This is a genomic window from Proteiniphilum sp. LBM24028 (assembly GCF_056629195.1).
On the sequence record NZ_CM152817.1, the window covers coordinates 714,386 to 735,400 of the forward strand.

A 21,015-nucleotide genomic window follows, 5' to 3' on the forward strand; every position below is an offset into this window, starting at 1 on the left:
TATAAAAAAGAAATTGTACAAAATTATAAAATAAAAGCGACAGATTATAATTTTATTGTGCTTCCTTCACGATCTCCTTCATAAAATGATAAAGATCGGCTATTTGGGCAAAGTCGTCCATAAGTTGCAACGCAATGGCTTCGCTGTAGAGCCGCTCATCGGACAATGGAATTGTTTTGATTACGTAGATGCTCTTCCGTTGTATCCAGGGCTGGTAAAATTCGGGCAAGCTATTGGGGAGGGGACGTTTGTAAAGTTCTCCGTCTGCCTTGAATCCTGCTCTGAGCACTTTTTCTGCCATCTCCCTGAATGATTCGCGACTGTAATCGACCTCTTCCCGGAAAACATCCATGATCTTTCGCTTGGGCATGAACAACCCCATTCCCGCCATAAAATGTTCATCGCTGAGCTCGGCAAAATAGCCGGGAAAATTTTCCCAATGGGTGGTTGCCTGCTGAAAGCTGAGCCACATGGAGGATTTATAAGGATCCTTATTCGGAGAAAAGCGGATGTCCCGATAAATACGCGAGAGCATCCTTGAGGGACGCATCTCAAACTGCGGGTCAATATTATGCATGGCAGGAGTAAGCATGACCGCCAGCGAGCGGAAGGGTTTCAGCAAGTTACTCTCGTATATATGCTTCCGTTCGTTGAACCATTCCCGGTAGTTATTTTGTTTTAGTTCTTTCAGGAAAAAAATGGTTTCCGGTGTAAATCCGGTAAACTGTCCAGGCGCTTCCATTCAATCGATGATCTGATAAGATTCTGTTTCAATATAATAGGACTTTTCAGCAGCGCCTTCAGTCTTACAACTTTCCCCCTCTGTACCGTGGGTAGCATGGGCATCCGGGTTGTTTTCACCGATTTGTACTTCTGTCAGTTTCCCACGTACCCTTACCTTCCTGTCCACAGCGGTTGGGTCAAATTTGCCCAGTGTAGCCCCTGATTGGGCCCGCAATGTTTTTGTTTCACCTGCTCCCTGCAGAAAAAGCTTCATGCCACTTTTCGTACAGACATGCGTGCAACGGCCTTCTACGATCACAGTTTTACCGACCAGCGATATGGCATTGGCAAGCAGCTCATCCACGTTCATGGATCTGTTTTTATTTTTTTCGGTACATCCGGCGAAGAGGACGAATGTTATTGCAAGAAGAACTGGAAGTGAGATTTTTTTGTTCATATGACTAAAATATTTATTTTCAATGGTATCATATGGAACTCGCTTTAGTCATGATCTTGTGTGATAATGATTTTGACAAAGTCGATTACTTCGTAATTCATGCTCGTTTCATATGATTTAAATTATTTTATTTCAAATCCTTGGTAGCATCTGACATGGATAAAATGACCGCTTGATTTGTTTATTTTTTCAAATGTTATATATACATTTACATGCCAAAGATAAATATTTTTCACGTTGGAGAAAAATAGGAGCTTGTTTAAAGGGGAAAAAAGTTTATTCGTCGGGAAAAAAAGATATGTTCATCGATTGACGTTATGTGCGAATCCCCGGAGTACGTAAATTTGCAAAAATTATAAATTTCATTTATATGGAAAATAACTTAAATGTTTCATTTCATCAATCTCCCAAATCAAAAGGAATCATTTTCGGTTTTCTGTTGATTATTACCGGACTTCTCTTTTTGTCATTTAATTTCGGATGGATTGATGAGGCACTTAAGCCGATCCTTTTTTCGTGGCCGATGATTTTCATTCTCTTTTCAATCATCAATTTCTCTAAAAGGGATTACTCACTGGGTGCGATATTTCTGATCGTGGGTTGTTTCTTCCTGCTTCCCCGTGTCGCCGGAGCTTATCCCGGACTCATGCCCGGCGTCAACCCTGCCTTCACCCATGATTTTTGGCCTGTTTTGCTTATTCTGCTCGGTCTGATCATGGTGTTCAGGGTAGGCAACTGCAAGCGCGACAGAAGATGCCTTTCCCGGTCTACGGAGTCCGATCCGATAGAAAATGTAAACGGGAGAATTGAAAAAAATGTACTCTTCGGCGGTTCAGAAAGTATCTTTCTGGATCCTGTTTTTAACGGGGGCGTCATCAACGCGACTTTTGGAGGTGTGGTGCTCGACCTGCGTAAGACCACACTGCCGGAGGGGGAAACCTGTCTCGATATTGATGCCACTTTTGGAGGTGTGGAACTTTATATTCCAGGTGACTGGTTGATTGAAACACGGTTCCATACCGTATTAGGTGGGGTGGAGGATAAACGGCTTGTTTCACAGCCCGATCATTCACGAAAATTAATTCTCCAGGGGAATCTTACCTTCGGAGGATGTGGAATAAGATAAGTGGAGACAGCGCGGTAATCCAATTCGGGAAAAAGAATGAAAACCTCCCTGACATACATACCCTTGCGGTTGCTTCCGGCCATTATACTGATTGTGTTTTACGCACTGATGCAGGCGCTGGCACTGTTTCCCCTGGTCTCATTTTCTTTTGGTCCGGTTTTTCTGAAGAGCTTTATCGACGCATTGATACTTGCAGGCATGGGATGGCTGCTGAGTATCATTGTCCCATCTTCCAATTATGTAAAGCTGGGTACATACCAGCGGTTTATTAACTATTTCGCTATTGGTGTCTTGTTCGTGGTTCTCTGGCTGAGTATGGAATTACTTACTTCCTGGCTTCTCTTTCGTCAAACGTCTGTCATGGAGATAAGGAAACTGCTTCCTGCCGCCGCGTTCATCGGATCACTGTTATACGTGATTTTCGCTCAGATGATTCATATGCAAATCATAAAAAAGGAAGGCGAGCTTGATGAGGACCCCTCGGACCCCGAACAGGACGAGGCAGCTATCATGCCGTTCCCGGTAAGTGAAAATCCCCGTGAGAGTGAGTTGGAACGCGTGGCAGTAAAAGTAGGACAAAAGATCCATGTGATTCTTGTGCCAGATATTCTTTACATCCAATCAGATGGTGATTACGTACAAATTGTAACCGATCAGCACGCTTACATGAAGGAAGAAACGATGAAGTATTTTGAGACCAGCTTGCCACAATCACGATTCGTACGGGTGCACCGCTCTTATATTGTCAACGTGGAAAAGATATTACGCATTGAACTCTATGAAAAACAGAGCCAGATGCTTACACTTAAAAACGGTGATAAGATAAGGGCCAGCGCTTCAGGTTACAAGGCCTTGCGACTGGCATTGAATCTGTGATACATGATCATGTTGTAGAGATGGATTCAAGTAGTATTCTCCGATGGTTGTAAAGTATGTTAAAACTGAAAAAACTGATTTGATGTTTTAAGTTTTCTATTTTATCTTTGTGCGTTTTTTAAATTGCTACATGGAGATTAGAGAAAGAATCATTGCAAAAGCGGGAGACCTCTTTTTCCAGTATGGGATAAAGAGTGTATCAATGGATGAGTTGGCTTCTTCGCTGGGTATCTCAAAAAGAACCATTTATGAAAATTTCAAGGACAAGGAAGAGATACTGTTGTCTTTGCTTGTCAGCCTCAGGGATGAACGTAGGAAGGTCTTCGACTCACTGATATCCGGTAGAAACAATGTGGTGGAAATATTTATAAAAATAATCGAGATCCAACAATCGACACCCATTTGCGACGTGAAATTTTTCGAAGACATACAAAAATATTATCCCCGGGCCAATCGGAATATTGAGGCTGAAAAAGAAAAAAACAAGGAGTATCTGGTTAAATTTCTGCAAAAGGGTATTGAGCAGGGTTATATTCGGGAAGACCTGAACGTGGAAGCGACTGCCTTCCTGGTGGAACAGAGTACCTACATTTATATTCGTGCCACCTCACTTGAAAAACCGTTATTTACTTTTTCAGAACTTTTCTATACAATGATGATCAACTTCGTACGTGGCATCTTAACTGCAAAAGGAATAAAAATTATTGACGCCTATTTAGAACAGCAAAAAACTAAAAATTAAATATAAAATGAGGAAAGAGATGAATAAACCACAACTGATCACGCGTTTCGTTCTTCTGTTGTTTGGCTTGACGGCCCTATTTACCACATCGGCTCAACAGCCCGACAGTTTGCGGGTGGACCTGCCCATGGCGCTCAGTATTGCGCTGAGCGAGAATCCTACCGTCAAGGTAGCCGATATGGAGATTACCAAGAAGCAATACGCGAAGAAATCGGCATACGGTGCATTACTACCGCAGCTTGATATCATTGGACAATACCAGAGGGCCATTAAAAGGCAGACCGTCTATTTTGATGAAGGGTTTGGCTTTGGCGGTGAAGTGGATCCCACGCAATATACCCCCGAAGAACAAAAAATCATGGAGGTGTTGGGCAAGATGATGGGTGGTGGTTCGGAGACCTCCGGTGAGGGGATTCAAATGGGACGCTTCAATGTTTGGTCGGCCGGTCTCAATGTAAACCTTCCCATCGTGATGCCTTCCCTCTGGAAGAACATCCAGATGAGCGAGGTGGATATACGCCTGGCTATGGAGAAGGCACGCTCGTCGCGGATCGACCTGACAAATCAGGTGAAAAAATCCTACTTTAGCCTGTTGCTCGCGCAGGACAGCTATGCGGTACTGAAGAAGACCTACGAGAACGATTCCATCAACCTCGAAAATATCCGTAACCGCTTTAATCAGGGTGTGGTGGCAGAGTATGATGTGATCACAGCAGACGTGCGCCTCAAGAGCCTTATACCCAACATTCTCCAGTCGGAGAACATGATGAAGATCGCCGAGCTGCAGCTGAAGATGCTGATGGGGGTCGACGGTGAGATACCGCTGAAGGTGATGGGCTCGCTCGACGACTATGAAGCGACCATGTTTGATGCGATCATTCCGGCCGACACTTCCTTGATTAACAACAGCGATATCAAGCAGTTCGATCTGCAGGCGGAACAGGCAAAAAATGCGTTCGAGATGCAGAAGCTCCAGTTCTCTCCCACATTGGTTACCAGCTTCAACTGGACCTACATGAGTCAGAACAACGACTTCCGGTTCAGCAACTATCGCTGGGATCCATATTCCATGCTGGGTGTGACCCTGCAGATTCCCATCTTCAACGGGGGACAGCGTTATCATAACCTGAAACAGTCTGAAGTGCAACTCTTCCAGTTGCGTGAGCAGCGCAAGGATGTGGAGCGGGGACTGAAGCTGTCGATCAAGAACAATTATGACCTGATCAACAAAAGTATCGAACAGGTAGTAGCTACACAGTCTTCCGTGGCCCAGGCCCGAAAGGGACATGTGATCACGCTGAAGCGGTATGAGACAGGCATGGGTACAATTGTTGACGTAAATGCAGCGGCACTGGCCGTGCTCAATGCCGAGCTGCAGTATCGGAATGCCATTTACGACTACCTCTCTGCAAAATCGGATCTGGAGAAGGTGCTGGGATACGATATCGCACCGGTGCAGTTGGATTGATCCAGAGACAAGAGAGTAGTGAGCAGAAATTGATTGATAAATCCGATTAAAATAATATACAGATAATCATATGAGACAAAACAGCTTTTTGAAAATTACTCCTTTATTGGCAGCAGCATTGCTTGCTTCCTGCGGAGGAAAGGACCGTACCGGGAGCACGGAAAATGAAGCAACGCAAATAAAAAAGGTGCGTGTAGAAACGGTGCAGGTAGTGCCGGTAAATCAGGATGCCACCTTTACTGCGACGGTAGAGGCTGACAAGGTAAATAATATTGCCCCCGCTATGGGAGGCCGCATCCGCAAAATTTACGTCGATGTAGGCTCCCCGGTACGTCAGGGACAGGCGGTGGTCGCCATGGATGCAGCAACCTTCTCCCAGCAGGAGACCCAGGTAGCCACACTGAAGAGAGACTACGAACGTTATAAAGAACTTTTTGAGGTAGGGGGCATCTCCAAGCAACAACTCGACCAGGCTAAAACACAACTCGATGTGGCTGAGACAGCGTTGGGTAACCTGGGCGAGAACACCGCTCTCACCAGCCCCGTGAGTGGTGTGGTGACGGCCCGCAACTATGATCCGGGAGATGTGGCGGGACAACTGCCTATTCTCACCATAGAGACTTTGAACCCCGTAAAGGTGAAAGTCAACGTGTCGGAGTCGTTCTACAGCCGTGTGGAAAAGGGAATGCCGGTGGAGGTACAGGCCGATGCACTCGGCAGTGAAACCTTCGAAGGAAAGGTATCACTCATTTATCCCACACTCGACCCGGTTTCGCATACCTTCCCCGTGGAGATCACCGTAGCCAATACCGCCCAGCGCCTGCGTCCCGGTATGTTTGCCCGTGTGAAGATGAACTTTGGCACCCACGACCGTCCACTGTTAAGTGACAGGGCGGTACTGAAGCAGGTGGGCTCCAACGATCGCTATGTCTTCGTAGAGAAAGAGGGTAAGGCTGTTTACACGCTGGTACAACTGGGTGTGCGTCTCGATGACAAATATGAAATCGTTTCCGGTCTGCAAGCTGGAGAAAGGGTGATCGTACAAGGCCAGTCGGGTCTGGTGGACGGCACAGAAGTGGAAGTGGTGGAATAAGTTGTAGTCACAACATGTAGTGAAGAGATTGAGAACTGATTAAAGAAAAAATTTATGAAGATATATGAATCCGCGGTGAAAAACCCCGTGGGGACATCATTGATATTTATTGGTGTTGTCTTGATCGGGTTGTTGTTTTACAGGCAGCTGCCCATCGACCTCTATCCGAACATCGACCTGAATATGGTGTCTGTGATGACTACCTATTCCGGCGCGGGTGCACAGGACGTGGAGGAGAATGTGACCCGGCCATTGGAAGATGTACTGAATACGACAGAAAAATTGAAAGAGATCACATCGCAATCTCGCGACGGAATGTCGATGATCATGCTGGAGTTCGACTTTGGTACCGACATGAACGCCGTGATGAATGATGTACGTGACAAGGTGGGCATGATATCAGGCTTCCTGCCCGAAGGTACGGAGGATCCGATCCTCCTGAAGTTCAGTTCCGATATGATCCCGGTGGTTATCCTTTCGGCCACTGCCGAGGAGAGTGCCGGTGCGCTCTACAAGATTCTCGACGAACAGGTTGCCAACCCGCTCAACAGGGTTTCAGGGGTGGGAACAGTCTCCGTGGCGGGCGCTCCCCAAAGGGAGATTCAGGTGAATGTGGTACCCGCCAAGCTTGAGGCATACAATATCTCGCTGGAGCAGATAGCCCAGGTGATTGCCGCCGAAAATGTGAATGTGCCTGCAGGCGATTTCGATATCGGCTCGCAGACCTACATGTTGCGTCTGGAAGGGGAATTTCAGAACAGCAGGGATCTTAATAACGTGGTTATCGGCAACAGCGGGGGTAAGACTGTCTACCTGCGTGATGTGGCCTCGGTAAAAGATACATTGGAGAACCGCGTGCAGGAAAATTATACCAACGGTAGGCGCAGTGCCACCATCGTGGTACAGAAGCAATCGGGTGCCAATACGGTGGCCATTGCCGATGCGGTGCGTGCACAGCTGCCCCTTTTGCAGAAGAACCTGCCCCCCGACATCCACATTGAAACCGTAATGGACACGTCTGATTACATCAAGGTGTCCATCAACAGCTTACTTGAGACAATCCTGCTGGCGTTGATCATCGTGGGTGTAGTGGTACTCCTCTTTTTGGGACGCTGGCGCGCTACGATCATTATCATGGTGACAATCCCTATCTCGCTGATCGGATCTTTCATCTACCTCTACCTCACCGGAAACACTATCAACATCATCTCGCTTTCGGCGCTCTCCATCACTATTGGGATGGTAGTAGACGATGCGATCGTGGTGCTCGAAAATATCACCACCCACATTGAGCGGGGAAGCAGACCCAGGCAGGCGGCGGTTTACGGAACGGAAGAGGTGTCACTCTCGGTGATTGCTTCCACGCTGACCATCATCGCGGTGTTCCTTCCAATGACCATGGTAGGCGGTTTTGCTGGTGTCATGTTCAAGCAGCTGGGGTGGATGGTGACCATCATCATCTCTCTCTCACTGATCATTGCCTTGACACTGACACCCATGATGAGTGCGAAAATGATGCGTGGTAATAAAGACAAGAAGCTGTCGCATTTCGACCGTTGGTACAACAAAAATATTCTCCCTCTCCTGGATAGGTTGGATCATGGTTATGGACGTCTGGTCAATTGGGTTTCACGACGGCGGAAGGCAACCGTCTGGATGGTTATCCTGATCTTTGTGGTGAGTGCCGTCATCAGCGGCCTTACTCTCAAAACCGAGTTTATGCCAGCCTCCGATAACAATACCATTGCACTCACCGTGGAGATGCCTACCGGTACCCGTATGGAGGTGGCACGCGAAACAGGTCATCTCATCGCCCAAAATATGCGGGAGAAATATCCTGAGATTGAAATCATCTCCTTCAGTGTGGGCGCCGCAGGCGAAGATGATACCTGGGCTGCCATGCAGGATAATGCTTCCAATATCATCAGTTATACATTGCGGTTGACAGAAGCCAGGAACCGGAAAAAGACCATCTTCGACGTGTCGGACCAGATACGTGAGGACCTTTCTCAAATGCCTGAGCTGCACCGTTATCAGGTGATGCCCGGTGGTGGAGATATGGGAATGACAACGGGCAGCAATGTAGCTGTGGAGATTTTCGGGTATAGTTTCGCTGATACTGATCAAATGGCTCAGGAGTTGCGGCAGAAGTTACAGGATGTGAAAGGGCTCAGAGATATTATGGTTTCCCGCAAGGAATACCGTATGGAATACCAGATACAGTTCGATCGCGAGAAGATGGCTTTGAATGGTCTCAACATGAGTACGGTTGCCAATGCTGTGCGTAATCGTATTAATGGCCTCACCATGTCGCGTTTTCGTGAAGATGGGGAAGAGTACAACATCCGGGTACGTTTTGAAGAACAATACCGGCAGTCCATCGAGGACATTGAAAATATCATCGTCTATAACGCAATGGGTACCGGCGTGCGGGTGCGTGACCTGGGCAAGGTAGTGGAATCATCCACGCTGCCGCAGATCGACCGGCAGGATCGCGAACGCATTGTCACAGTTAGCGGCACGCTCTATGGCCGTGCCCTGAGCGAGGTGGTAAAAGATGTAAACCTCATCATTGATCAATTAGATCCCCCTGCAGGCGTGCAGGTCGAGATGAGCGGGACGCTGGAAGATCAGCAGGAGTCCTTCGCCGACTTATCGCTGCTGCTTCTCATTGTCTCGCTATTGGTTTATATCGTGCTGGCCTCTCAGTTTGAATCGCTCACCTATCCGTTCATGATTATCCTGACTGTGCCCTTTGCCTTCACCGGATCCATCCTGTTGCTTGCGATTACGGGTGAGCCGTTGGGCATCATGGGTTTTGTGGGGATGATCATGCTCGTGGGTATGGTGGTAAAGAATGCCATCGTACTCATCGACTACATCAACCTGAATAGGGAAAGAGGCATGTCCATCATCACTGCCGTGACCCATGGCGGCCGTTCGAGACTGCGCCCGGTACTGATGACCACGCTCACCACTATTCTGGGTATGATCCCGCTGGCCATCGGCACGGGACAGGGTTCGGAGATGTGGCAGACACTCGGTATCGCCATCATTGGAGGAATGACCTTCTCCACCATCATCACCCTGATTCTTATTCCCGCACTTTATGCGTCAATGGCGGGCTACGGCGTACGTCGCAGACGTCGCAAGCATCGTGAGGTATTGGTGGGGAATGATAATTAAACGATACATTTGACATAATTTCAATCTTATGAAAGCAGTAATGATAGTTTTAGACCAGGCACACTACGACAAGATCGTGGATGACCTGAGTTCCATGAATATCCGGGGCTTCACTTCCTGGAAAGAGGTTTTCGGCAAAGGAAGCAAAGATGGCTACCCCCACTACGGATCGCATGCATGGCCTTCGGTGAACAACGCCATCCTTACGGTGGTGGAGGATGACAGAGTACCACTGTTGCTGAGATACCTGAAAGAACAGGATGAAGAATCTGCCAACCTGGGATTGCGCGCCTTCGTGTGGAACGTGGAGGAGATGATCTGAAGGAATACTTATTTTTTGGGGAGGGGCGTGGCCGAGAGGTATCGCCCCTTCTTTATTTTGGTCGTTCAAAATTTAGGCTAAATATTTCGATTGGGTTCAAAAATTTGTTATCATAGGGAATGCTGAACGAAATGAATCCCTGAAACGTTTTATATTTTTACCAATAAATAATGCGGAGAAATGGGAATAATCAGCAGCATCCTTGATACCGACCTGTATAAGTTTACTACCAGTTATGCCTATTCCAAGCTCTTTCCCCGGGCATATGGAGAGTTTGAGTTCGTGGACAGAAGCAACGGGGACTATCCCGAAGGATTCGATCACCTGCTTAAGAAGGAACTGGAGCAGATGGCCGGTTTGTCGCTCACGGCCGGGGAGGAGGCGTTTATCCGGAAGCAGATGCCCTATCTGCCGCCCATCTATATTGATTTTCTGAAAGGGTTCCGGTTCGACCCTTCCGAGTTGGATATCCGGTTGGAGGAGTCGAAGTTGAAGATCAGGGCAAGTGGTTTGCTCTACAGGGTAACACTATGGGAGACGCCCATACTGGCCACTGTTTCCGAGCTCTGGTTCCGGGAGTCGGGTCAACATCCCGACGTGGGGTATATGGAGCAGGCAGCCATAGACAAAGCCATTCGCATGAAGGAGCATGGCATCACCTTCTCGCTTTTCGGGATGCGGCGCCGCTTCAGTTTCGATGTGGAGGACAGGGTCACCGAACTGCTGAAGCAGCATGCCGGCGAAAGCTTGTTCGGTACGAGCAATGTCTACATGGCTTACAAGCACAATATCAACGTCTCCGGAACCCATCCCCATGAGTGGGTACAGTTTCACGGTTCCATCTATGGCTACAAGATGGCCAACTATATGTCGATGGAAGACTGGATCAACGTCTACGACGGTGATCTGGGAACGGTGCTGACTGACACCTATACCACCGACGTGTTTCTGCGCAACTTCAGCAAGAAGCATGCTGCGCTCTTCACCAGCCTGAGGCACGACAGTGGCGACCCGTTCCTGTTTGCCGACAAGGTGATACAGCGGTACGAAGAGCTGCGGGTCAATCCCAAAATGAAATACCTTGTTTTTTCCGACAGCCTGAATGTGGATAAGGCGATCGAAATAAAGGACTATTGCGGTGACCGTATCGGCGTCACTTTCGGTATCGGCACCAACCTCACCAACGATGTGTCGGTCGAGATCAGAAGCATGAACATCGTGATGAAACTCTTCCGCTGCAAGATGACGGCAAAAGAACCGTGGCAGGAGTGCGTGAAGCTGTCGGATGTGGAGGGAAAGCATACCGGTAGCGAGCGGGAGATTGCCCTGGTGAAAGAGACGTTGGGGTTATAACACCTTTTTGTATTCGCTGCTGTTGCCCGCTCCGTCGGTGGCCGTAAAAACCAGTGTCAGTTGCTCTCCTTTGTTCAGCCTTGCCTCGTCGAAAAGGTAGCTATACACGTTCGATTTGGTGTCGTGGGTGAAGAGTACAAACCTTCCGTTTATCTCACCCCGGAATGTGGTGATGCCACTTTTGTTGTCGCTCAGCCTTACTCTGATATGACGCTGCTTTACCCAATTTTCCGGAGTAACGGGCGTGATGACGGGAGGCTGGGTGTCGGATGACACGGCATAGCTGTCGCCCAGTTCCCGTATGGTGGTAGAAATACCGCCCTGCCTATATGTCCCCCCAATCCAGCTTTCCGAGCCGTTGTCATTGATTTTTACAATCCCGTAGTTGCTCCTGTTCCGCAGCGTGTCGGTATGCAGCCCGATCCACAGTTCCGCACCCCTATGGAGCGGAACCGGCTTGTCGTTCACCCGGTGCAGGTGCGAATAATAGGCATGGTTTTCGGTCTTACGATGTGTGAAACAGAGGTCGCTGTACAGATTGCCTGCCGGTATGGAAAGCGAGAATCCCATTTCGAGAAAGGAGTTATTCAGGTTCCAGGTGAACCAGTTTTCACAGGGTGGGGGAGCCGGAATGTCCTGTGGTTTTCCCAGTATGCTGAAGCGGTAATCGAGGCGGTTACCCGCATGATCTTCCAGCTCGTAACGGAAAACGTATTCCCGCTCTTCGGTGATGTCGATGTAGCCGTTATTTGTCGTTTTGTAGAAGGGAAGCCTGTTGCCCGGGTCTACAAAAGACTTCATATAAAAGGAACGCCGTTCCTGCCAGTCTTCAAAGTCTACAAAAGAATTCAGCATGCGGGTGTCTGAAAACGAAAACCGGTCGATGGAGCTGCTGAAAACCAGCTTCTCATCCACAAACAGCCGGATATGCTTTACTCCGTATATATTGGATTGACCGTTCATCCGGTCGTAAGCTTTCACACCCACACCAATCCGCCCCCAGGCATTGATTGTACGGTCGGGCCTCAGCGGGTGGCCGCTGCCATCTTTGCTGATATTGATCCGCAGGGGATTGCTGCTGCCGTTAATGAGACCCTTGCCCTTTTGAGGATAGAGGGCGATGCCCCGCAGATCCGGTTTCTGGGTGTCGGCCACAAGGGGTAGATATGGCAGAGCATCCAGCGGTTCTTCGGTGTGGCTATCCCGGATCTCGAAGTGCAGGTGCGGCCCGCCCGAGCTGCCTGTGTTGCCACTCAGTGCGATCTGCTCACCCCGCTTTACAGGGAATTGCCCTTTCTCCGGATAAAGGGTTACCTGAAAACTTTCCTGCTCATACTGTTTCTCCTTGACCCAGTCGGCAATCTCTTTGGAGAAACTGTTCAGGTGGGCATATACGCTGGTATGGCCTGTGGCAGGGTGATCCACATAGAGTGCCAGTCCAAATCCCCCGGGTGAGACGCTGATGCGGGAGACATAACCCTCTTCAATGGCCACGACGGGCTTGTTTACTGCCTGCTGTGTCTTGAAATCAAGGCCCGAGTGAAAATGGTTGCTGCGTAGTTCACCGAAATTTGCACTGAAGGCGGGCGGAATGGTGACGGGATATCTGTATTGCTGAGAGAAGGCGGAGGATGCGTATACGACAAATAAAGCAATGTATATAAAGGGAGAGAGGTTGATCTTCATTGTGTGTGGTTTTTTCATTAAAAAACCGGTTACCCGGTTTTGACTGAATTATCCTGAATAGGGTGAGACGGTTCAACGTGAAAAACGATGTCGACAATATCTTTGGCGACCTCCTTTTTTGATTTCAGACCAAACGACATGTTGTTGCCTTCACGGGAGAGGATGGTTACTTTGTTGGTATCACCGCCAAAGCCGGCACCTTCGTCCTGCAGGGAGTTGAGAACGATGAAGTCGAGATGCTTTCTCTCCAGTTTCTTGCGGGCGTTCAGTAACTCATCGTTCGTCTCCAGTGCGAAACCGATGAGGGTTTGATGTACCTCTTTCATCTGGCCGAGCGATGCGGCGATATCGGGATTGGTCGTCAGGGTGAAGCTGAATTCTTCCTGCCCTTCCCGTTTCATTTTTTCAGGCCGGGACTGCAGGGGACGGTAATCGGCTACGGCTGCGGAGAGGATGGCTGCATCCATTCGCGGGAAAGCGCTTACTGCGGCGTCGTGCATCTGCTGAGCCGACTCCACATCGATGCGTTCGATACGGGGATGTATGGTCTTCAAGGCGGTAGGTCCGGCAATCAGCAACACCTCTGCACCCCGTTGTGCGCACTCTTCGGCCAGGGAAAATCCCATCTTGCCGGAAGAGAAGTTGCCGATGAAACGCACCGGATCGATCCGTTCATAGGTGGGGCCTGCCGTGATCAATATCTTTTTCCCCTGCAGATCGTTTTGGACGGCAAAAAACTGTTCGATGAGGAGTACGATATTTTCCGGTTCCTCCATCCGTCCCTTGCCTTCGAGGTGACTGGCCAGCTCTCCTTCCGTGGGTTCAATAACCTGTACGCCATCGCGCTTCAGCCTTTCAATATTCCGGCTGGTGGTGATGTGGCGGAACATGTCCAGATCCATGGCCGGCGCTACAAAAACAGGCGCCTTCATGGAGAGGTAGGTGGTGATAAGCATGTTGTCGGCCACTCCGTGAGCCATCTTGGCCAGGGTGGAGGCAGTGGCGGGAGCTACAATCATCAGGTCGGCCCACAGGCCCAGGTCCACGTGGCTGTGCCAGGTACCGTCGCCACTGGCAAAAAAATCACTGATGACGGGTTGACCCGAGAGGGCGGAGAGGGTAACCGGCGTGATGAACTCCTTGCCGGCCGGTGTGATCACAATCTGCACCTCCGCTCCCCTCTTTACGAGCAAACGGGTGAGAATGGCCGACTTATAGGCGGCGATGCTGCCGGTAATGCCCAAGACGATATGTTTCCCTTGTAATGACATAGCTGATGAATAAAGCACAAATATACATAAAAGTCATTACTTATACACGGACCAATAAAAATTGAGTGTTTTACCTCACTTGACTACGTTTCGTTCATATTTTTTGTACATTTGTGTTTATCTATTTACAATTTTTTTTTTATCACTGTTTCACACAAGTGAAACTTTCAGGTACTACACCTCTAAATTTATCAATTGAGAATGGGCAAATACAAAATCAAAACCCTGAATGGAATATCCGAGACAGGGTTGGAAAAGTTCGGAGAAAAATACGAGATCAGTGAAACTACAGCGTCGCCTGACGGCATCATCCTGCGCAGCGCTTCGCTACATGAAATGGAGTTTCCCCAAAGCTTGCACTGCATTGCCCGTGCCGGCGCGGGTGTAAACAATATTCCCACGGAGAAGTGTACCCAGCAAGGAATTGTTGTGTTTAATACCCCGGGCGCCAATGCCAACGCGGTAAAAGAACTGGCAATGGCTGCGCTCTTTTTTTCATCGCGCAGGATTGTGGAGGGCATCAACTGGGTGAACAACCTTTCGGGAAATGATATTGCGAAACAGGTGGAAAAAGGCAAGGCTCAGTTTATAGGTCCCGAGATAAAGGGAAAAAAACTGGGTGTAATTGGATTGGGTGCAATTGGTGTGATGGTGGCCAACGCAGCGGTCAATCTGGAGATGGAAGTGTATGGTTACGATCCTTATATCTCCGTAGATCACGCCTGGGGCCTGTCGCGTGCAGTGAAGAAAGCCAGTGACCTTAAAAAACTGTTTAAACACTGTGATTACATTACACTGCACATTCCATTAACCGACGAAACCAAAGGAATGCTCAACAAAGATGCGTTCGCACAAATGAAAAATGAAGTACGTATCATCAACCTCTCCAGAGGCGAACTGGTGAACGATGACGATATTATTGCCGCATTGAACAATGGGGAAGTGAGTGGATATGTGACCGATTTTCCCAACGAGAAACTGATTGGCGTACCGGGTATCATTTCTATTCCACATCTGGGTGCGTCAACGCCCGAAAGCGAGAATAACTGCGCCGTGATGGCCGTTTTGCAGACAAAAGATTTCCTGGAAAATGGGAATATTAAAAATTCGGTAAACTTCCCATCGTGCGACATGGGTGTGAGTGTGGTAAAACACCGACTAACCATCGCGCATAAAAATATCCCTAAAATGCTTGGACAAATCTCTGCCGTCCTTTCCGAACAAGACGCCAATATCGCGAATATGATTAACCGCAGCCGTGGCGATTATGCATATACAATGGTCGATCTCGAAGAAGAAATTACCGATGAAAACGTAAGACGCATTAACGCTATCGACGGTGTGCTAAGGGTGAGGGTGATTTGATGAGATTTTTTCTCCGGTTGTAATTTCAGATACAGATATCTTCAAGCGGAACAATCTGTTCCGATAATCGTGATGAGCGCAATACATATTGTGCACAGGAATCGGCTGTTGGTAATTATAATTGTTAAATAAATATAAATCAACAGAAATACTTGGTACTATGTATTGCATAATACTTTGTTTAATGTAACTTTGTAAAGTTGGATGTACATAAAAGATAAGACATGAATATTGAGAATACGCAGAGTCAAATGCGAAAGGGAGTTTTGGAATATTGTATCCTTTCTATTATTAAGCGGGGCGAAGCTTATCCCGGCGACATTGTCGACGAAATGAAGAGTGCCGGTCTGCAGCTGTTGGAAGGTACCCTTTACCCCTTGCTTAACAGACTGAAGAATGCAGAGATCCTCACTTATCAATGGGTAGAGAGTACAATGGGTCCTCCCCGCAAATATTTTCGTCTCACCGACAAGGGAAGAAAATTTTACACCTTGCTTGAAGCTACCTGGCAGGAGCTAGCCACAGGTGTAGCCATGGTCACGCGGAAAGATCAGGAACAAGATCAGCATCCATCATTATAACAACACATCAACACCAAAAAATAAACAGACGAATCGCATGAAGAAAGTAATCAACATTAATTTTCAGGGGCAGGTCATTGCCATCGAGGAGACCGCTTATGAGATATTAAAGCGGTATATCGAAAGTCTCCAGAGTTATTTCTCACAGGAAGAGGGTGGTGATGAGATTGTCAATGATATTGAATGCCGTATTGCGGAGTTGTTTGGGAACAGATTGAAGCATGGTATCAACTGCATCACCGACGAGGATGTGGAGGCGGTCATCTCCAGCATCGGTCGCCCCAAAGATTTTGATACGGACTATGAAGAACCGGTGGAGCCGGAAGCATCTCATAAAGCCTCACAGGGCAAGGTCGAAGATGTTCCGCACGGCAGTAGTGAAGAACACCATTCTCTCTTCCGGAATTCCAGCGATCAAATTATCGGTGGTGTGTGCAGTGGCCTGGCACATTATTTTAAAATCGACCCGGTACTGATACGCTTGCTATTTGTGTTATTTTTCGGTGTACTTTTTTGGGTTTACATTGTATTGTGGATTGTACTGAAATCCAAACCGCTTGTCACGAACGTAAGCAAGCGGTTATACCGCAACCCCAACGATCGTTTTCTGGGTGGTGTCTGCGGCGGAATAGCAGCCTATTTCCGGATCGACAGCTGGATTCCCCGCGTGTTGTTTCTGCTCCCGTTGTTGTTTAATCTGATCGCGATGGTTTCTTTCTTTCCGCTGAACTATTTTTTCCATGACATCGATTTCAGCTGGAATCTTAATATAGGCATCGGGGTGGTTTATGTTGTCCTGTGGATTATAATTCCCGAAGCCAAAACGGTAAAGCAGAAGCTGGAGATGATGGGAGAGGAGGAGTATTTACGTACCCTCCGTGAGAAGGTGAGCGACAATGTATCAGGCTCCAGAACCCGCGCGGAAGTTGACAAACCGGCTTACAGTGCGACAAGTAACACCGGTGAACAACCTCGGGACACCACGGTGGTGGGTGGGCTGACGGAAGAAGATCTAGGGGAAGTGAAGGGATCGGGAGCGGAAATGCCCCCCCAACCTCCAGCGTCTCCGGTGAATGAGCCTTCAAGATTTTCGGAAACGCCTCAATCTCAACGTTCCGGATGCATGAGTGCACTGATTATCTTTTTGAAAATAATCTTCTTCACCTTTGTCGGCTTTTTTGCACTGGTACTTGTGGGAGTGTTTATTGGTATTCTGTTTGCAGGAGCGCAGTTTATGTCACTTAAATCCCTGTTCATTGATCCCGGTTATGAAACGAACCTGCTCATCATCTCGCTCGCACTGGTGATACTGGTGCCGGTAATATCCATCATTACCTGGATCATCCGGCGGGTAATGAAGGTCAGGTCGTGTCCGGCTATCGGTATTGTTTCTTTTATACTTTGGTTTGCCGGCCTTGCGGTTGGGGGGGTACTGACGAAAAGCATAGCGGATAAATACAGTGTGGAAAGCTCGCAAGAGTCGGTGATCGCATTGACACCCGTCACTTCCGACAGGCTTTATCTTGACATGCAGCCGTATGCCGACGATTACGCCGAGTTTAAAATGGGATACGGGATGAATTCGGGGATCGATGAGCTACCTTATGCCACGGTGAACGAAGATTCGCTGCTGTTCAAAAATATCAATTTGCATATCAGAAAGAGCACGGATTCACTTTTTCATGTGAGAACCATTGCTGTATCACGCGGAAAGGATCTTCGCACGGCCAGAACCGATATTACCGCGTTCCGCTATGAGATTGTACAGCAGGATTCACTTTTGTTGCTGCCTGAATTTCTGATGGTACCCGTCAGTCAGGGTTATCGCGACCAGAGCATTACCATAGAGGTTTCCGTGCCGGCCGGCAAGACCGTTGAAATCAGCGACGCGCTGGATGAATATAAAAATAATCAACCGCCCTCCGTAGTGCGGAAAAGAATCAGAAACTATTCCCGTACGAACTATCAGGACAAGCCTGCAACAGCAGAAGACCAGAAAGGGACCATAGTCACATACGACTCATTATAATCTACTTTTTATCTATTCTTTATAACTTTCATTGTGAATTCCGGGGGCTGTCTGAGAAGGGCTGCCCTCTTTTCTTGTGTAAAACCAAAATTTCCGAAATTAGTTTGAATTATTTTGGAATTACTAACTGGCAGGGATACAGAGTTAAGTATAAAAGCTTATTTTTGTGTAGTATGAGAAAACAATGAACACATTTTGACAAGGCATTCAAAGAGAATGCGGTCAAACTCAAAATAAAGAAAAGAAAAGGAAAGGATATGAAACATTCGTTATTTTTTAGAAATTCAAGCACTTCTTATTTCGTGTTGGCAATAGGGATTGCGATCCTGTTGCTTTCATGTTCGTCAGTCCAAAACCAGTCAGCCAGGGAACCGGTCGATTATGTGAATCCCTATATGGGGAATATCAGTCATTTGCTGGTGCCTACCTTCCCCACCATCCACCTGCCCAACAGCATGCTGCGCGTGTATCCCGAGCGGCGTGATTTCACAGGCGACGTGCTGGAAGGACTCCCCATTGTGGTCACCAGCCACCGGGGAAGTTCGGCTTTCAACCTGAGTCCCTTTTACGAAAGCAGGAAAGAGCTGAAGCCCGTTGTAGCCTACGGTTACGACAATGAAAAGATAACACCTTATTCCTACTCGGTTTATCTCGATGAAGAGGATATCTCCGTGGAGTATGGCCTCTCTCACCAGTCTGCGATCTACGAGCTGTCTTTCGAAAAAGAGGAAGCAGCCAGGGTGGCGCTTAATTCCCGAAGGGGAGAGCTTACTTGGGACGGCACGGCCTTATCGGGATTTCAGATGATCGAGAACGACACGAAGGTCTATCTCTACCTGCTTTCCGAGCAGTTGCCGGAGAGCGTATCGCTGCTGGAAGAGGGAAATCTGGAGAACAAAACCTCTGCTACCGGCAGGAATGCATGTCTTGTCATGAGCTACCCCGCCGGTAGCAAGAAGATTATCCTGCGTTATGGCATTTCTTTTATCGATGCAACGCAGGCACAAAAGAACATGGAGCGGGAATTGAATGGGAAAAATCTGACTTCTCTCCGTGAAACAGGGCGTAAGGTATGGAACGACGCGTTGAACAAGATTCGGATATCGGGCGGCATCGAAGCGGACAGAACGGTCTTTTATACCTCACTCTACCGCTGCTTTGAGCGACCTGTATCCATTTCGGAAGATGGTCGTTATTACAGTGCTTTCGACGGAAAAGTACATGAGGATGGAGGACGCGCTTTTTATACCGACGACTGGATATGGGATTCATACAGGGCACATCATCCACTGCGTGTCCTGATTGAACCGGAAAGGGAACAGGATATTCTGAATTCATTTGTACTGATGGCCGAACAGATGGAGCATTTCTGGATGCCTACCTTTCCGGAAATTACCGGCGACAGTCGCCGCATGAACTCCAATCATGGTGTCGCCTCGGTGTTGGATGCCCATCGAAAGGGTCTGGACAATTTTGATTTGAAAAAAGCATATCTTGCCGCCAAGGCTGCCATCATGGACAAGACTCTGGCTCCCTGGTCGGGTAAACCGGCGGGAGAGCTGGACAAATTTTATAAAGAACATGGATATATACCGGCATTGCGGGAAGAGGAGGAGGAAACGATTTCGGAGGTACATGGTTTCGAACGTCGCCAACCTGTTGCCGTGACTTTGGGTACCTCATACGATGAGTGGTGCCTGGCACAACTGGCAAAGGAGCAGGGCCTGATGGATGATTATGCTTACTTTATGGACGCATCCTTTAACTATCGCAACCTGTTCAATAAGGAGACCGGCTTTTTCCACCCCAAAGATAAAAACGGAGATTTTATCCAACCCTTTGATTATCGCTATTCGGGTGGAATAGGTGCACGCGGTTATTATGGAGAAAACAACGGATGGATCTATCGTTGGGATGTACAACACAATATTCCCGACTTAATCGACCTGATGGGAGGAAAGGAGCAGTTTGTCCATAATCTGGATGAGATGTTTGCCACTCCGCTGGGAAAGAGCAAGTATGATTTTTACAGTCAGTTGCCCGACCATACCGGCAACGTAGGACAATTTTCAATGGCCAATGAACCTTCCCTGCATATTCCTTATTTGTATAACTATGCCGGTGCACCCTGGAAGACCCAGAAACGAATCAGGACCCTTATCCACCAGTGGTTTCGAAACGACCTGATGGGTGTGCCCGGAGATGAAGATGGGGGAGGTATGTCTTCTTTTGTTGTCTTCTCGCAGATGGGCTTTTATCCTGTCACCCCTGGAAATCCGGAATACAGCATCGGTAGTCCGTTCTTCGATCATGCCAGGATTGATTTGGGAAATGGGAAGTTTTTTGAAATTGAAACGATCAATAATGCTCCCGAGAATAAATATATCCAGTCGGCCATATTGAACGGGAAACCCCTGAACAGACCTTTTATTCACCAAAATGAGATCATGAAAGGCGGAAAAATTATTTTTGAAATGGGAGCAAAGGCAAATAAGGGCTGGGGAATATAGATAACGTACATGAAAATGTGTTATATTCGTTTTTTGTTATTGATTGCTTCAACAATCAATGTACGGGAGCAGGTTTTTTAGTCTTGGGTGATGTCCATTATGACCGCATGGAGGATCACAATATTACAAGTTTCACAATTTGAACATAGTTATGTTCCAATCTATCAATTTTAATTGAATAAATTATTCATGAAAAAGTGTCATAAAAGCTTGTTTATGGCACTATA

Annotated in this window: 16 protein-coding genes; 12 read left to right on the plus strand and 4 right to left on the minus strand. The window is 47.8% G+C overall.

The genetic code is table 11. The features are described 5' to 3' along the window. Positions 1–52: 52 nt before the first annotated feature. Both AC1HCU_RS02730 and AC1HCU_RS02735 read right to left on the minus strand, forming a co-directional pair. Complete coding sequence (locus AC1HCU_RS02730) at positions 53–742, minus strand: DUF2461 domain-containing protein (protein ID WP_480368750.1); 690 nt, start codon at positions 740–742, stop codon at positions 53–55. Continuing rightward, a complete protein-coding gene (locus tag AC1HCU_RS02735; protein WP_480368752.1) occupies positions 743–1,180 on the minus strand; it encodes a hypothetical protein in 438 nt (145 codons plus the stop codon). Positions 1,181–1,550: 370 nt separating this feature from the next. On the opposite strand from AC1HCU_RS02735, the gene AC1HCU_RS02740 reads away from it, so the two are divergent. From AC1HCU_RS02740 to pncB, 8 genes are all read left to right on the plus strand, one after another. Continuing rightward, entirely contained in the window at positions 1,551–2,306 is a 756-nt protein-coding gene (locus tag AC1HCU_RS02740; RefSeq protein ID WP_480368755.1) for a LiaF transmembrane domain-containing protein, read from the plus strand. Positions 2,307–2,342: 36 nt separating this feature from the next. Further along, positions 2,343–3,182 (plus strand): LytR/AlgR family response regulator transcription factor, encoded by an 840-nt coding sequence (locus AC1HCU_RS02745; protein WP_480368758.1) that lies wholly within the window; start codon positions 2,343–2,345, stop codon positions 3,180–3,182. A gap of 130 nt (positions 3,183–3,312) precedes the next feature. Next, positions 3,313–3,924: a TetR/AcrR family transcriptional regulator gene (locus AC1HCU_RS02750; RefSeq protein ID WP_480368761.1), complete on the plus strand. Its 612-nt coding sequence runs from the start codon at positions 3,313–3,315 to the stop codon at positions 3,922–3,924. A 19-nt stretch (positions 3,925–3,943) separates the two neighbouring features. Then, a complete protein-coding gene (locus AC1HCU_RS02755) occupies positions 3,944–5,392 on the plus strand; it encodes a TolC family protein (RefSeq protein ID WP_480368764.1) in 1,449 nt (482 codons plus the stop codon). Between the two features lie 70 nt (positions 5,393–5,462). After that, a complete protein-coding gene (locus tag AC1HCU_RS02760; protein WP_480368767.1) occupies positions 5,463–6,485 on the plus strand; it encodes an efflux RND transporter periplasmic adaptor subunit in 1,023 nt (340 codons plus the stop codon). Between the two features lie 54 nt (positions 6,486–6,539). After that, positions 6,540–9,671 (plus strand): efflux RND transporter permease subunit, encoded by a 3,132-nt coding sequence (locus tag AC1HCU_RS02765; protein WP_480368769.1) that lies wholly within the window; start codon positions 6,540–6,542, stop codon positions 9,669–9,671. 28 nt (positions 9,672–9,699) lie between these two features. Continuing rightward, positions 9,700–9,993, plus strand: coding sequence for a PG0541 family transporter-associated protein (locus AC1HCU_RS02770; protein ID WP_480368771.1), 294 nt, complete (start codon positions 9,700–9,702; stop codon positions 9,991–9,993). Between the two features lie 180 nt (positions 9,994–10,173). Beyond that, on the plus strand, positions 10,174–11,346 hold the full coding sequence (gene pncB, locus AC1HCU_RS02775) for a nicotinate phosphoribosyltransferase (RefSeq protein ID WP_480368774.1): 1,173 nt from the start codon (positions 10,174–10,176) through the stop codon (positions 11,344–11,346). Here the strand turns inward: pncB and AC1HCU_RS02780 are convergent. Both AC1HCU_RS02780 and coaBC read right to left on the minus strand, forming a co-directional pair. Then, complete coding sequence (locus AC1HCU_RS02780) at positions 11,341–13,032, minus strand: M23 family metallopeptidase (RefSeq protein WP_480368777.1); 1,692 nt, start codon at positions 13,030–13,032, stop codon at positions 11,341–11,343. The genes pncB and AC1HCU_RS02780 overlap by 6 nt on opposite strands. 29 nt (positions 13,033–13,061) lie before the next feature. Next, positions 13,062–14,303 carry a bifunctional phosphopantothenoylcysteine decarboxylase/phosphopantothenate--cysteine ligase CoaBC gene (coaBC, locus tag AC1HCU_RS02785; RefSeq protein WP_480368780.1) on the minus strand — a complete coding sequence of 414 codons (1,242 nt, stop codon included), beginning with the start codon at positions 14,301–14,303 and terminating at the stop codon, positions 13,062–13,064. Between the two features lie 201 nt (positions 14,304–14,504). Between coaBC and AC1HCU_RS02790 the strand changes: the two genes are divergently transcribed. From AC1HCU_RS02790 to AC1HCU_RS02805, 4 genes are all read left to right on the plus strand, one after another. Then, positions 14,505–15,668 carry a phosphoglycerate dehydrogenase gene (locus AC1HCU_RS02790; protein ID WP_480368782.1) on the plus strand — a complete coding sequence of 388 codons (1,164 nt, stop codon included), beginning with the start codon at positions 14,505–14,507 and terminating at the stop codon, positions 15,666–15,668. 224 nt (positions 15,669–15,892) lie between these two features. Next, the gene (locus AC1HCU_RS02795) at positions 15,893–16,249 is read left to right on the plus strand and encodes a PadR family transcriptional regulator (protein WP_480368785.1); all 357 of its coding nucleotides are present in this window, start codon (positions 15,893–15,895) and stop codon (positions 16,247–16,249) included. Between the two features lie 37 nt (positions 16,250–16,286). Next, on the plus strand, positions 16,287–18,278 hold the full coding sequence (locus AC1HCU_RS02800) for a PspC domain-containing protein (RefSeq protein ID WP_480368788.1): 1,992 nt from the start codon (positions 16,287–16,289) through the stop codon (positions 18,276–18,278). A 257-nt stretch (positions 18,279–18,535) separates the two neighbouring features. Further along, the gene (locus AC1HCU_RS02805; RefSeq protein ID WP_480368790.1) at positions 18,536–20,788 is read left to right on the plus strand and encodes a GH92 family glycosyl hydrolase; all 2,253 of its coding nucleotides are present in this window, start codon (positions 18,536–18,538) and stop codon (positions 20,786–20,788) included. Positions 20,789–21,015 lie beyond the last annotated feature (227 nt).

What these genes read in the sequence shown, in the direction of transcription:
- AC1HCU_RS02795 (WP_480368785.1), top strand. Translation starts at nt 15,893, where the DNA reads ATGAATATTGAGAATACGCAGAGTCAAATGCGAAAGGGAGTTTTGGAA.
- AC1HCU_RS02770 (WP_480368771.1), top strand. Translation starts at nt 9,700, where the DNA reads ATGAAAGCAGTAATGATAGTTTTAGACCAGGCACACTACGACAAGATC.
- AC1HCU_RS02745 (WP_480368758.1), top strand. Translation starts at nt 2,343, where the DNA reads ATGAAAACCTCCCTGACATACATACCCTTGCGGTTGCTTCCGGCCATT.
- AC1HCU_RS02760 (WP_480368767.1), top strand. Translation starts at nt 5,463, where the DNA reads ATGAGACAAAACAGCTTTTTGAAAATTACTCCTTTATTGGCAGCAGCA.
- AC1HCU_RS02800 (WP_480368788.1), top strand. Translation starts at nt 16,287, where the DNA reads ATGAAGAAAGTAATCAACATTAATTTTCAGGGGCAGGTCATTGCCATC.
- coaBC (WP_480368780.1), bottom strand. Translation starts at nt 14,303, where the DNA reads ATGTCATTACAAGGGAAACATATCGTCTTGGGCATTACCGGCAGCATC.
- pncB (WP_480368774.1), top strand. Translation starts at nt 10,174, where the DNA reads ATGGGAATAATCAGCAGCATCCTTGATACCGACCTGTATAAGTTTACT.
- AC1HCU_RS02765 (WP_480368769.1), top strand. Translation starts at nt 6,540, where the DNA reads ATGAAGATATATGAATCCGCGGTGAAAAACCCCGTGGGGACATCATTG.
- AC1HCU_RS02780 (WP_480368777.1), bottom strand. Translation starts at nt 13,032, where the DNA reads ATGAAGATCAACCTCTCTCCCTTTATATACATTGCTTTATTTGTCGTA.
- AC1HCU_RS02730 (WP_480368750.1), bottom strand. Translation starts at nt 742, where the DNA reads ATGGAAGCGCCTGGACAGTTTACCGGATTTACACCGGAAACCATTTTT.
- AC1HCU_RS02735 (WP_480368752.1), bottom strand. Translation starts at nt 1,180, where the DNA reads ATGAACAAAAAAATCTCACTTCCAGTTCTTCTTGCAATAACATTCGTC.
- AC1HCU_RS02750 (WP_480368761.1), top strand. Translation starts at nt 3,313, where the DNA reads ATGGAGATTAGAGAAAGAATCATTGCAAAAGCGGGAGACCTCTTTTTC.
- AC1HCU_RS02805 (WP_480368790.1), top strand. Translation starts at nt 18,536, where the DNA reads ATGAAACATTCGTTATTTTTTAGAAATTCAAGCACTTCTTATTTCGTG.
- AC1HCU_RS02790 (WP_480368782.1), top strand. Translation starts at nt 14,505, where the DNA reads ATGGGCAAATACAAAATCAAAACCCTGAATGGAATATCCGAGACAGGG.
- AC1HCU_RS02740 (WP_480368755.1), top strand. Translation starts at nt 1,551, where the DNA reads ATGGAAAATAACTTAAATGTTTCATTTCATCAATCTCCCAAATCAAAA.
- AC1HCU_RS02755 (WP_480368764.1), top strand. Translation starts at nt 3,944, where the DNA reads ATGAATAAACCACAACTGATCACGCGTTTCGTTCTTCTGTTGTTTGGC.